Raw genomic sequence first — 12,772 nt, 5'->3', positions numbered from 1 at the left:
GGACCCGGCACCCCCCACAGCGGAACCCCCCGGACGCTCGTCCGGGGGGTTCCGTGTGCGCGGGGACCGGGCCGCCGCCCGGCGCGCGGCTCAGCTCGGCTCGGCCGCGACCAGCTCCGCGATCTGCACCGCGTTGAGCGCGGCGCCCTTGCGGAGGTTGTCGTTGGACAGGAACAGCGACAGACCGTTCTCCACCGTCTCGTCGGCGCGGATCCGGCCCACGTAGCTGGCGTCCTTGCCCGCGGCCTGGAGCGGCGTGGGGATCTCGGACAGCTCCACGCCCGGGGCGCCGGCCAGCAGCTCGGCGGCCCGCCCGGGGCTGATCGGGCGCGCGAAGCGGGCGTTGACCTGGAGCGAGTGGCCGGTGAAGACGGGGACGCGGACACAGGTGCCGGAGACCTTCAGGCCGGGGATGTCCAGGATCTTGCGGCTCTCGTTGCGGAGCTTCTGCTCCTCGTCCGTCTCGGCCAGCCCGTCCTCGACGATCGAGCCCGCCAGCGGCAGCACGTTGAAGGCGATGGGGCGCTTGAACTTGTCCGGCTCCGGGAAGTCCACGGCGTCACCGTCGAAGGTCAGCCGCGCCGCGTCGTTCTCCACCGCCTTGCGGGCCTGCCCCTCCAGCTCGGCGACGCCCGCCAGGCCGCTGCCCGAGACCGCCTGGTAGGTGGAGACGACCAGCGCGGTCAGCTCCGCCTCCTCGTGCAGCGGGCGCAGCACCGGCATCGCGGCCATCGTGGTGCAGTTCGGGTTGGCGATGATGCCCTTGGGACGGCGCGTGGCCGCCTGGGGGTTCACCTCGGAGACCACCAGCGGCACGTCGGGGTCCATGCGCCAGGCCGAGGAGTTGTCGATGACGACCGGGCCCTGCGCGGCGACCTTCTCCGCGATCGCCCTGGAGGTGGCGCCGCCGGCCGAGAACAGGACGATGTCCAGCCCGGTGTAGTCGGCCTCCGCCGCGTCCTCGACGGTGACCTCGCCGTCCTGCCAGGGCAGCGTCCGGCCCGCGGAACGGGCGGAGGCGAACAGGCGCAGCTCGTCGACCGGGAAATTGCGCTCGGCCAGAATCTCGCGCATCACTGTGCCGACCTGACCGGTGGCTCCGACAATCCCGACCTTCATGGGGCTCCTTCAGCTGATCGTGCGGCCGTGGACCCTCGGATGGTCCTCCGTGCGCGGCCGCACTGGTCTGTCCGTATCCCGCGTGCCCCTACCCTGCACGGCGCCGGGTACGGGGTGCCAGTGCTTTGATTTCGGTCACAGTCCGGCGTCCCCGGCGTCCCCGGCGGGCACGGCGTGGGTGCGGCTACGCGCGGGGCGTGCGCAGTCCTGCGGTCAGCCCCCGCAGACAGCGTACGGCGAGTGCGGCCGGACCCCGCTCCGGGTCGCCGGGCTCCGCGTCGGTCGCCGCCCAGGTCTCCATCGCGATCCGCATGGCCGTGTTGGCCGCCGCGGCCGTCAGCCGCAGTTGCAGCGGGTCCGTGTCCCGGCGGGCGAGTTCCGTCAGCGCCGGGACCAGGGACTCCTCCGTCTCGGCGTGCACCCGCAGCCACACCGAGCGCAGGCCCGGGTCGCCGGGGACGACGCGCAGCAGGCCCCGGGTGCTCTCCAGTGCCTCGGCCCGGAGCGCCGCGTGCGGCCCCTGGGGGGTGAGGGCGCCGCGGACGGCCCGCTCCAGCGCCTCGGCCACGGACAGCTCGGCGGGGGCGGCCGTCAGCTCGGCGAGCCACTGGTGCACCCCGCCGGTCAGCAGTGGGGTCACCGCCTCCTCCTTGGTGCGGAAGTAGCGGTAGAAGGTCCGCAGCGAGACCCCCGCCGCCTGGGCGATGCCCTCCGCCGTGACCCCAGCCGCGCCGTGCGCGGAGAACAGCTCGGCGGCGTGGCGGGCGATCTCCCGTTCGGTCTCGGCCTTGCGGCGCTCGGTGAGGGAGGGGCGGGCGGCGTCGTCGGGGCGGGTGGTCATGGCCAGAGCGTACGGCAGGGAGGGAGAGAGGGCACACGCTGCGCCTTTATGGCACGTTGTGCCACATGGGCGTACCGTGGCAGGCGGGTGCTTCCCGTGCAGGGCGGAAGCGCCCGCGAGAACAGGGAGAAGGAGCAGCCATGAACCGCTTCGACGGCCGCACGGTCCTCATCACCGGCGCGGGCTCCGGGATCGGCCGGGCCACCGTGCTGCGCGTGCTGGAGGAGGGCGGCACCGTCGCCGCCGCCGACATCTCCGCGGCCGGGCTGGAGAAGACCCGCGCCCTGGCGGCGGAGGCCGGGACGGAGAGCCGCCTGACCGCCGTCACCGCCGACATCTCCGACGAGGACTCCGTACGCGGAGGCATCGGCGGCGCCATCGAGGGGCTCGGCGGACTGGACGTCCTGGTCAACGCCGCCGGCATCCTCGACTCGCGGCACACCGAGACGATGACCCTGGAGTTCTGGAACCGGATCATCGGCGTCAACCTCACCGGCACCTTCCTGGTGACCCGGCAGGCGCTGCCCGCGCTGCTGGCCACCGGCAAGGGGGTCGTCGTCAACTTCAGCTCGACCTCGGCGGGCTTCGCGCACCCCTACATGGCCGCGTACGCCGCGACCAAGGGCGGAATCCAGTCCTTCACGCACGCCATCGCGTCCGAGTACAGCAAGCGGGGGCTGCGGGCCGTCTGCGTCGCGCCGGGGTCCATCGCCTCCGGGATGACCCACAACCCCGGACTGCCCGAGGACACCGACTACAGCCTGCTCGCCAAGCTGTCCCCCGCTCTCGGGGAGGGCTTCGCCGGGCCGGAGACCGTCGCCGGCGCCATCGCCATGCTCGCCTCCGACGACGGCGCCTTCATCACCGGCACGGAACTGCGCATCGACGGCGGCACCCACATGTGAGGCGGGCCGGTGCCCGCACGGGAGCCGGGCGGGTGCCCGCACATGAGGCGGCGACACCCCCGCACGGTGAGGCGGAAGAGGACGGGGAGGCGTATCCGGGTCCGCCCATGGGACACGGCGGCAGGGTATGCGCGGGGCGCCGGATGGTTAGCGTCCCGGTATGCGTACCGGCCCCCGCTGTACCGTGCGTCCCGCCCGCCCCGAGGACTACGACACCGTGATCGCCGTCGTCGACGACTGGTGGGGGCGGCCCGCGTCGCGCGACCTCACCAGGGTCTTCCTGGACCACTTCCATGCGACCAGCCTGATCGCCGAGGAACCCGGCGGGGCGCTCGCCGGGTTCCTGATCGGGTTCCTGTCACCGTCGGAATCCGGCCAGGCATACATCCACTTCTCCGGAGTCGCCCCGCACCTGCGCCGCTCCGGTCTGGCCCGCGACCTGTACGAGCGCTTCTTCGCCCGCGCCCGCGAGGACGGCCGCACCGTGGTGAAGGCCATCACCTCGCCGGTCAACACCCGCTCGATCGCCTTCCACACCGCGCTCGGCTTCACCGCCTCCGACCCCGTGCCCGACTACGACGGCCCGTCGCTGGACCGGGTGGTCTTCCGCAAGGAGCTGTGAGCCGCGGCCTCGGCCGCCGGGCGTCGTCCCACGACCGCTATTCGAATAAAGGTTCGATGGCTGGTTTATTGTGGTGCCCGGGACAGAGGGGGGTGCGGCTGAGGTAGGAGGTGCGGGCGATGCCGGGCTTCACGCATCTGCACGCCGTCTCCGGCTTCTCCGCGCGCTACGGCGCCTCGCACCCCGAGACCCTCGCCGAGCGGGCCGCCGAGCGCGGGATGGAGGCGCTCGCGCTGACCGACCGGGACACCGTCGCGGGCGCCGTCCGCTTCACCAGGGCGTGCGCGCGCGCCGGGGTGCGGCCGGTGTACGGGGTCGAGCTGGCCGTCGCGGAGGGGGCGGCGGAGCCGGACCGCGGCGGGAGGCCGGGCCGGGACGGGAGGTCGGACCGGGTCCGGCGCCGCACACCGGTCCGAGGCGGGAGCTTTGTCGATGAATCGGCCCAGCGGGCCGTCTTCCTCGCCCGGGACGGCGCCCACGGCTGGGCCGAGCTGTGCCGGATGATCACCGAGGCGCACGCGAGCGGCCACGACAAGCCCCTGCTGCCCCGCGAAGCCCTCCGCGGCGAGGCGGTCACGGTGCTGCTCGGCGCGGACTCCGACGTCGGCCGCGCCCTGGCCGCCGGCCGTCCCGACCGTGCCGCCACCCTCCTCGCGTGGTGGCGCGAACGCTACGGTGACGCGCTCCGCCTGGCCGTGACCGGTACGGGCCCGCTGCGGGAGGCCGCCCGGACGCTGGGCCTGGCGGCCCGGGAGGGCGTCGCACCCGTGCTGACCAACGCCGTCCGCTACGCCGATCCGGCCCCGGCCACGGAGGTGAACGTCGCCGACGTACTGGACGCGGCCCGCCGTCTCGTCCCCGTCGACCCGCGCAGGGGCCTCGATGGCGGCGAGCGCTGGCTGAAGGGGCCCGGGGAGATGGCCGAGGCGGCCGGGCGGATCGCCGAGGCCGCCGGATACGGGCCCGGCACCGCGCGCCGCCTCCTCGAACTGACCGAGGAGACGGCCCTCGCCTGCCGGGTGGACCCCGAGGAGGACCTGGGCATCGGACGGGTCCACTTCCCCGAGCCCCACCTGGCCGGCACCGGCGGCCGCACCGCCGCCCGCGCCCTGCGCTCCCGCTGCGCCGCCGCCATGGTCACCCGCCGCTACGACCGGGACGAGCGGCGCTGGCGGCGGCTGGACGAGGAGCTGGCCATCATCGAGTCCCTGGGCTACTCCTCGTACTTCCTGACCGTCGCGCGGATCGTCGAGGACGTGCGCGAGCTGGGCATCCGGGTGGCCGCGCGGGGTTCGGGCGCGGGCTCCTTCGTCAATCACCTGCTGGGCATCGCCCACGCCGACCCCGTCGAGCACGGCCTGCTGATGGAGCGGTTCCTCTCCCCGCGCCGGGCCGAGCTGCCCGACATCGACATCGACGTGGAGTCGGCCCGGCGGCTGGAGGTCTACCGCGCCATCTTCGAACGCTTCGGCGAGGAGCGGGTGGCCACCGTCGCCATGCCCGAGACCTACCGGGTGCGGCACGCCATCCGGGACGTGGGCGCCGCGCTGGCCATGGACCCGGCCGAGGTGGACCGGCTCGCCAAGGCGTTCCCCCACATCAGGGCGCGGGACGCGCGCGCGGCCCTGGCCGAGCTGCCGGAGCTGCGGCAGGTGGCGCGCGAGGGGTACGGCGACCACTTCTGGGACCTGGTCGAGGCGCTGGACGGGCTGCCGCGCGGGGTGGCCATGCACCCGTGCGGGGTGCTGCTGTCGGACTCGTCGCTGCGGGCCCGTACGCCCGTCGTGCCCACCAGCGGGGAGGGCTTCGCGATGGCGCAGTTCGACAAGGACGACGTGGAGGACCTGGGGCTGCTCAAGCTGGACGTGCTGGGGGTGCGGCTCCAGTCGGCGATGGCGCACGCGGTCGCCGAGGTCGAGCGGGCGACGGGGGAGCGGATCGACCTGGACGCGCTCCCCGAGGGCGATCCGGCCACCTACGAGCTGATCCGCGCCTCGGAGACGCTGGGCTGCTTCCAGATCGAGTCCCCGGGCCAGCGCGACCTGATCGGACGGCTCCAGCCGGAGACCTTCCACGACCTGGTGGTGGACATCTCCCTCTTCCGGCCGGGACCCGTCGGCGCCGATATGGTCCACCCCTTCATCGAGGCCCGGCACGGGCGCCGCCGCATCCACCACCCGCACCGGGACGTGGCCGAACCGCTGGCCGAGACGTACGGGGTGGCCATCTTCCACGAGCAGGTCATCCGGATCCTCTCCCGGATGACGGGCTGCGACCGCGGCCGTGCCGACGAGGTGCGGCGGGTGCTCAAGGACGACGAGCAGCGGCCCGCGGCCAAACTCTGGTTCGAACGCGCCGCCGCCCGGCAGGGTTTCCGGGCCGAGGCGATCGCGCACGCCTGGACGATCGTGGAGTCGTTCGGCTCGTACGGCTTCTGCAAGGCGCACGCGGTGGCGTTCGCCGTACCGACCTACCAGTCGGCGTGGCTCAAGGCCCACCGTCCCGCCGCCTTCTACGCGGGCATCCTGGAGCACGACCCGGGTATGTACCCCAAGCGGCTGCTGCTGGCCGACGCCCGGCGGCGCGGGGTGCCGGTGCTGCCGCTGGACGTGAACCGGTCGTCCGTCTCCTATCGAATCGAACTGGAGTCTGAATCCGGCGTGTGGGGGCTGCGCCTCGCCCTCGCCGAGGTGCAGGGCATCAGCGAAGCCGACGCCGCCCGCATCGAGGCCGGGCAGCCCTACGACTCGCTCGGCGACTTCTGGCGCCGCGCCCGCCCCTCCCGCCCGGTCGCCGAACGCCTCGCCCAGGTCGGCGCCCTGGACGCCTTCGCGCCCGGCGGCAACCGCCGGGACCTGCTGCTGCACATCGCCGAACTGCACCGCGCCCAACGCGCGGCCGGGGCGCGCGAGGGGCAGCTCGCGCTGGGGGAGGCCCCGGAGGCGGACACCCCCGGCCCGCACACCCCCGGATCCGGACGGGCCGGACGGGCCGTCCGGGAGGCCGACCCCGTCCACCTGCCCGACCTGGACAGCGGCGAGCGCCTCGGCGCCGAGCTGGAGGTCCTCGGCATGGACACCTCCCGCCACCTGATGGCCGACCACGTCGCCTTCCTCCGCGAACTGGGCGCCCACTCGGCCCGCACCCTGCGCTCGGCCCGCCACGGGGAAACCGTGCTGATCGCGGGCGCCAAGGCCGCCACCCAGACCCCGCCGCTCGCCTCCGGCAAACGCGTCATCTTCACCACCCTCGACGACGGCACCGGCCTGTCCGACCTCGCCTTCTTCGAGGACTCCCACGCCGCCTGCGCCCACACCGTCTTCCACTCCTGGCTGCTGCTGGTGCGCGGCACCGTCCAGCGGCGCGGCCCCCGCAGCCTCAGCGTCGTCGGCTCCGCCGCCTGGGACCTGGCCGAACTGGTCGAGCTGCGCCGCACCGGCGGCCTGGAGGCGGTCGCGGCCCGGCTGGGAGCGTCTCCAGGCCGAAGGCCGGGGGAGGAGCCGACGACGGACACCGGCGGACCCGAAGAGCCCGCCGGCCCGGCGGGGCCCGGCGGCCCCCCGGAGCCCGGCCGCACCATCGAGGTGGCCCCCGGCTACCGGATGCACCCCTGGGCCGATCTGCGCCCCGCCGGGGAGACGGCCGGCTCGCCCAAGGCACTGCGCAAGATGTGGCACTCCAGCCCGGGGAGCGCGGGATGACCGACGGCACCGGGAACCCGCGGCGCGGGACGCATGTGCTCTACGTCCACTTCGACGCCGTCCCGCACACCGCACCCGAGCACTACGAGGCGCTCCTCGCGCTGCTCACCGACATCACCCCGCTCGTCCAGGCCCTGCCGCCCGACGCCGCGCTCGCCGACGTACGGGGCGCCCTGCGCTACTTCGGCCGGAGCGCGGCCGAACTGGCGCAGCTCGTACGGCTGCGGGCGCTCGCCCTGCACGGGACCGACTGCACCGTCGGCGTCGCCGCCAGCCCGCTGCTCGCCCGGATGGCCGCCCAGGCGGGGGAGCCCGGCCAGGTCCGGGAGGTACGCCCGGAAGAGGCCGCCGACTTCCTCGGCCGCCGCCCGGTCGCCGCCCTGCACGGAGTCGGCCCCGCGACGGCCCGCACCCTGTGCGCGTACGGGCTCGACAGCGTCGGCCGCCTCGCCGCCGCCCCGCTCGCCACCCTCCAGCGCATCCTCGGCGCCGCCCAGGGCCGGCGCCTGCACGAACGGGCGCGGGGCATCGACCCCACGCCCGTCACCCCCACCGCGCCCCCGCGCTCGGCGAGCGCGGAACACCGCTTCGAGCGGGACGAACTGGACGCGGCACGCCGCCGCGGCGCACTGCTCACCCTCGCCGACGAACTGGGGTTCAGGCTGCGTGCCGAGGAGCAGGTGGCGCGGTCGCTCACCCTCACCGTCCGCTACGCCGACCGCTCCGCCACCACCCGCACCCGCACCCTGCCCGAACCCACCGCCCACACCCCCGCGCTGGCGACGGCCGCCTACGCCCTGCACGACGCGCTCGGCCTGCAGCGCGCCCGCGTGCGCGGGGTCGCGTTGCGGGCCGAGGAACTGACCGCCGCGGAGTCGGCCGCGCGGCAGCTGTCGTTCGACGTACGCGACGAGAAGGCCCGCCGTGCCGAGGCGGCGGCCGACCGGGCCCGCCGCCGCTTCGGCGCCTACGCCGTACGCCCGGCAGGCACGGAACCGCCCCGAGGTGCGGAACCACCCCCGGACGCGGAACCGCCCCGCGCGGCCTAGGCGGCAGCCGGCCTCTTCAGTTGGTTGTGGGGTGGAAGTGACGGAGGCGGAGGCTGTTGCCGACGACGAAGGCGGAGGAGAAGGCCATGGCGGCTCCGGCGATCATGGGGTTGAGGAGACCGGCGGCGGCGAGGGGGAGGGCGGCGGTGTTGTAGGCGAAGGCCCAGAAGAGGTTGGTTTTGATGGTGCCCAGGGTGCGGCGGGCCAGGCGGATGGCGTCGGCTGCCGCTCGCAGGTCGCCGCGCACCAGGGTGAGGTCGCCGGCTTCGATGGCGGCGTCGGTGCCGGTGCCCATGGCCAGGCCGAGGTCGGCCTGGGCGAGTGCGGCGGCGTCGTTGACCCCGTCCCCGACCATCGCGACCGAACGCCCCTCGCTCTGGAGCTGTTTGACGGCCTCGACCTTGTCCTCGGGCATGACCTCGGCGATCACGTCCGCGGGGTCGATGCCGACCTGGGCGGCCACCGAGGCGGCCACGGTGCGGTTGTCACCGGTCAGCAGCACCGGCCGCAGTCCCAGGCCGCGCAGCTGCCGGACGGCTTCGGCGCTGGTGGGTTTGACCGCGTCGGCGATCTCCAGCACGGCCCGGGCCTTTCCGTCCCAGGCGACCAGGATCGCGGTGCGCCCCGCCTCCTGGGCCGCGTGTTTGGCCCCGGCCAGGTCGGTGGGGAGGGGGATGGCCCACTGGGCCAGGAGTTCTTCGCGTCCGGCCAGAACCGCGTGGCCCTCGACGAGGCCCTGGACGCCGAGTCCGGGAAGGTTCGCGAAGTCCTGGGGGGCGGGCAGGGGGCCGTGCTTGTCGGTGGCGGCGTGGGCGACGGCCTGGGCGAGGGGGTGTTCGGAGGCGTTCTCCAGCGCGCCGGCCAGCCGCAGGACCTCCTCCTTGCTTTCGCCGGGTGCGGGGTGGATGTCCAGGAGGGTCATGGTGCCGGTGGTGACGGTGCCGGTCTTGTCGAGGACGAGGGTGTCGATGGTGCGGGTGGTCTCCAGGACCTGGGGGCCTTTGATGAGGATGCCGAGCTGGGCGCCGCGTCCGGTGCCGGCCATCAGCGCGGTGGGGGTGGCCAGGCCGAGCGCGCAGGGGCAGGCGATGATCAGCACGGCGACCGCGGCGGTGAACGCGGCGGTCAGGCCGGCGCCGTTGCCGAGCCAGAAGGCGAGTGTGGCCAGCGCGAGGGTGATCACGACGGGCACGAAGACCCCGGAGACCCGGTCGGCCAGCCGCTGGGCGGCGGCCTTCCCGTTCTGCGCGTCCTCGACCAGCCTGGCCATCCGCGCCAGCTGGGTGTCGGCACCCACCCGGGTGGCCTCCACCACCAGCCGCCCGCCCGCGTTCAAGGTGGCCCCGGTCACACTGTCGCCGGCGGCGACCTCGACCGGGACGGACTCCCCGGTCAGCATCGAGACATCCACCGCCGAACTGCCCTCGACCACGGTGCCGTCCGTGGCGATCTTCTCCCCCGGCCGCACCACGAACCGGTCCCCCACCGCCAGCTCCCCGGTGGGGAGGAGGACCTCGCGTCCGTCGCGCAGCACGGTGACGTCCTTGGCGCCCAGCTCCAGCAGGGCCCTCAGCGCCGCGCCGGCCTTCCGCTTGGAACGGGCCTCGAAGTACCGCCCGGCCAGGAGGAACACCGTCACCCCCGCGGCCGCCTCCAGATAGATGTTCCCCGCGCCATCCCCGCGCGTGATGGACAGCGTGAACGTGTGCGTCATCCCCGGCTCGCCCGCCGTCCCGAAGAACAGCGCCCACACCGACCACAGCATCGCCGCCAGCGTGCCCACCGAGACCAGGGTGTCCATCGTCGCGGCACCATGCCGCGCGTTCTTCCACGCCGCACGGTGGAACGGCCACGCCCCCCACACCACCACAGGCCCCGCCAACACGAGAGACAGCCACTGCCAGTAGGTGAACTGCACAGCCGGCACCATCGCCAACACGATCACCGGCACGGACAAGACCGCGGAACCGACCAGCCGCTGCCGCAGCGTCGCCAGCCCAGCGTCCCTCTCCGCGTCCTTCTCGGCGTTCCCTGCCTGGCCGTCGTTTCCACCGGGGCCGCTCGCGCTGCCCGCCTGAGTGCGGGCGGGTGCCGGTGGGGCCGCCGTATACCCGGTCGCCTCGACCGCCGCGATCAGATCGTCCACCACCACACCGCCCCCGAAACTCACCTTCGCCTTCTCCGTCGCGTAATTGACACTCGCCCTCACCCCCTCCAACCGGTTCAACTTCCTCTCCACACGGGCAGCGCACGAAGCGCACGTCATCCCACCGATCGTCAGCTCGACCTCGGTGGTGGGCGCCGTGGGGGCGGCGCTCCGGGTGCTTTCACGGGTGGTGGTCATCGCTTCTCCTCGGCGGCCCGGTCTGTCGGCTCGTCCCGGCCGGCCGTCCCGGTCGTTTCGGGCACCCGGGGCGGACCCTGGGTGCGGTGCCGTGGTCATGTATACCCCTGCCCCGTATCTGGACGCAAGGCGTTCCCGTGGAGGAATGTGTACGGGGGAGGGGTATAGCGACCTGCGCGTTCGGTCGGCGGTGTGGGTCTCTCCAGGTGCGAGGGAGGGCGAGGCGGTCGTGGCAAGTGAGGGGCGTGCGGAACCGGGGGAGCGCCGGTGCTGAATTTTGTTCAGTCCGGACACTGGCCATCGTTCTTACTCACGCGTAAGTTGACGGCGATTCACAGCTCCGCTCCCACCCCCCATCCCTCACCGTCCGAGGAGCCGGACATGAAGCTGAAGCTGTCAGCGCCGTCCCTGAGACGTCTTCGCACCGCGGCGGCCACCGTCGTGACCCTCGCGGTCGCCGTGGTCGCCCTGCCCGCCACCGCGGCGGGCGCCGCCTCCCCGCCCGCCCGGGCGGCAGCCGTCGACAGCGGCTGGAACGACTACTCCTGCGAGCCGTCCGCCGCGCACCCGCGGCCCGTCGTCCTGGTCCACGGGACGTTCGGCAACTCCGTGGACAACTGGCTCGGGTTCGCCCCCTACCTGGTCAAGCGCGGCTACTGCGTCTTCTCCCTGGACTACGGGCAGCTGCCGGGCAGACCCTTCTTCCACGGGCTCGGCCCCATCGAGGAGTCCGCCAAGCAGCTGTCCTCCTACGTCGACAAGGTCCTCCAGGCCACCGGTGCCAAGGAGGTCGCCATCGTCGGCCACTCGCAGGGCGGCATGATGCCCCGGCAGTATCTGAAGTTCCACGGTGGTGCCGCCAAGGTGCACGCCCTCGTCGGCATCACCCCCAGCAACCACGGCACCACGCTCAGCGGACTGGCCAGGCTGGCCGACCAGTTCCCGCCGATCGGTGACGTGGTCGAGGAGATCGGCCCGGCCCTGCTCCAGCAGAAGGAGGGCTCCGACTTCCTCAGGAGGCTGAACGAGGGCGGTGACACGGTGCCCGGCGTCGAGTACACCGTGATCGCCACCAGGTACGACGAGGTCGTCACGCCCTACAGGACCCAGTTCCTCGACGGTCCGCGCGTCAGGAACGTCACGGTCCAGGACCTGTGCCCGCTCGACCTCTCCGAGCACCTGGCCGTCGCCCTCACCGACCGGGTGACGTGGCACGAGGCGGCGAACGCGCTCGACCCGGTACACGCCACCCCGACGACCTGTCTGTCCTGACGAGGGCGGCCCGCCCGCCCCTCCGTCACCCCTCGGGGTAGATCGTCCGCGCGTAGGACGGCCCGTAGTACTCCTCCAGGAACTCCAGGGAGTCGCCGGGCCGGTCCAGGGCCTTGGCCAGCCGGGCGCGGTTCGGCACCGCGTCCGGCCGCCACGTCTCCGGGTCCCAGGTCCCCGCGCGCAGGAACGCCTTGGAACAGTGGTGGAAGACCTCCTCGATCTCGACCACCAGCGCCAGCCGGGGGCGGTTGCGGCGCACCACCATCTCGTCGAAGAACGGCGCCTCGCGCACGATCCGGGCCCGGCCGTTGATCCGGAGGGTGTCGCCCCGGCCGGGCAGGAAGTACAGGAGGCCGACGTGCGGGTTGGACAGGATGTTGCGCAGCCCGTCGACGCGCCTGTTGCCCGGCCGGTCGGGGAGGGCGAGTGTGCGGTCGTCCAGCACCTTGGTGAAGCCGGGCGGGTCGCCCTTGGGGGAGACGTCACAGCTGCCGTCGGCCGCCGAGGTGGCGATGAGGCAGAACGGCGAGTGGGCCAGCCACTCCCGGTCGAGCCGGTGCAGTGCGGTGCGGGTCTTGTGCACCGTGTGGGAGGCGGGCTCCCCGACCAGGGCCCGCAGTTCCTCCTCGCTGGTGACCTCCACCATGGCTTCCTGTCTCATGGGCACTCCGCTCCGTCGCTGTGGGGGACAGAGCGTACGTGCGCATGGGGGAGCGCCGCCTCCCCCAGCGGTCGCCGGGGGAGGCGGCGCGCTCAGCTCACTGCCGCGCGAGACGGCGGATCAGCCGCGGCTCCTGGCGGCCCGGCGCCTGGCCGTCACGAAGAGCACCCCGGCACCGGCCGCGACCACGGCGGCGCCGCCGAGGGCGAGCGGAGCCGTGCCGCCGTCCCCGCCCGTCTCGGCCAGGTCCGCCTTCTC

General features: G+C 73.8%; 9 protein-coding genes. 5 read left to right on the top strand and 4 right to left on the bottom strand.

The window, feature by feature from the left end; all coding sequences use genetic code 11:
* Positions 1-90 precede the first annotated feature (90 nt).
* Together FM076_RS06345 and FM076_RS06340 are read right to left on the bottom strand one after the other, a co-directional pair.
* Complete coding sequence (locus tag FM076_RS06345) at positions 91-1,119, bottom strand: aspartate-semialdehyde dehydrogenase (RefSeq protein WP_173868937.1); 1,029 nt, start codon at positions 1,117-1,119, stop codon at positions 91-93.
* A gap of 184 nt (positions 1,120-1,303) precedes the next feature.
* Positions 1,304-1,960 carry a TetR/AcrR family transcriptional regulator gene (locus tag FM076_RS06340; protein WP_173868936.1) on the bottom strand — a complete coding sequence of 219 codons (657 nt, stop codon included), beginning with the start codon at positions 1,958-1,960 and terminating at the stop codon, positions 1,304-1,306.
* 140 nt (positions 1,961-2,100) lie between these two features.
* Here FM076_RS06340 and FM076_RS06335 point away from each other — a divergent pair, with 140 nt between their 5' ends.
* The 4 genes from FM076_RS06335 (at position 2,101) to FM076_RS06320 (ending at position 8,237) form a co-directional block, all read left to right on the top strand.
* Positions 2,101-2,865: an SDR family NAD(P)-dependent oxidoreductase gene (locus FM076_RS06335; RefSeq protein WP_173868935.1), complete on the top strand. Its 765-nt coding sequence runs from the start codon at positions 2,101-2,103 to the stop codon at positions 2,863-2,865.
* A 160-nt stretch (positions 2,866-3,025) separates the two neighbouring features.
* Positions 3,026-3,487: a GNAT family N-acetyltransferase gene (locus tag FM076_RS06330; protein WP_173868934.1), complete on the top strand. Its 462-nt coding sequence runs from the start codon at positions 3,026-3,028 to the stop codon at positions 3,485-3,487.
* Between the two features lie 119 nt (positions 3,488-3,606).
* A complete protein-coding gene (locus FM076_RS06325) occupies positions 3,607-7,188 on the top strand; it encodes a DNA polymerase III subunit alpha (RefSeq protein ID WP_173868933.1) in 3,582 nt (1,193 codons plus the stop codon).
* The gene (locus tag FM076_RS06320; RefSeq protein WP_173868932.1) at positions 7,185-8,237 is read left to right on the top strand and encodes a DNA polymerase Y family protein; all 1,053 of its coding nucleotides are present in this window, start codon (positions 7,185-7,187) and stop codon (positions 8,235-8,237) included. The genes FM076_RS06325 and FM076_RS06320 overlap by 4 nt, the downstream gene beginning before the upstream one ends.
* A 16-nt stretch (positions 8,238-8,253) precedes the next feature.
* On the opposite strand, the gene FM076_RS06315 is transcribed toward FM076_RS06320, so the two are convergent.
* Positions 8,254-10,581, bottom strand: a complete 2,328-nt coding sequence (locus FM076_RS06315) for a heavy metal translocating P-type ATPase (RefSeq protein WP_173868931.1) — start codon at positions 10,579-10,581, stop codon at positions 8,254-8,256.
* Between the two features lie 381 nt (positions 10,582-10,962).
* Between FM076_RS06315 and FM076_RS06310 the strand changes: the two genes are divergently transcribed.
* Positions 10,963-11,853 (top strand): esterase/lipase family protein, encoded by an 891-nt coding sequence (locus FM076_RS06310; RefSeq protein ID WP_173868930.1) that lies wholly within the window; start codon positions 10,963-10,965, stop codon positions 11,851-11,853.
* Positions 11,854-11,878: 25 nt separating this feature from the next.
* Here the strand turns inward: FM076_RS06310 and FM076_RS06305 are convergent, their stop codons facing one another.
* Entirely contained in the window at positions 11,879-12,514 is a 636-nt protein-coding gene (locus FM076_RS06305; protein ID WP_173868929.1) for a pyridoxamine 5'-phosphate oxidase family protein, read from the bottom strand.
* Positions 12,515-12,772 lie beyond the last annotated feature (258 nt).

It is taken from the genome of Streptomyces albus subsp. chlorinus (assembly GCF_013302895.1).
GTDB classification, from domain to species: Bacteria; Actinomycetota; Actinomycetes; order Streptomycetales; family Streptomycetaceae; genus Streptomyces; species Streptomyces chlorinus.
The sequence above is the reverse complement of the archived record's forward strand: the minus strand, read 5'-3'. Positions and strand labels throughout refer to the sequence as shown.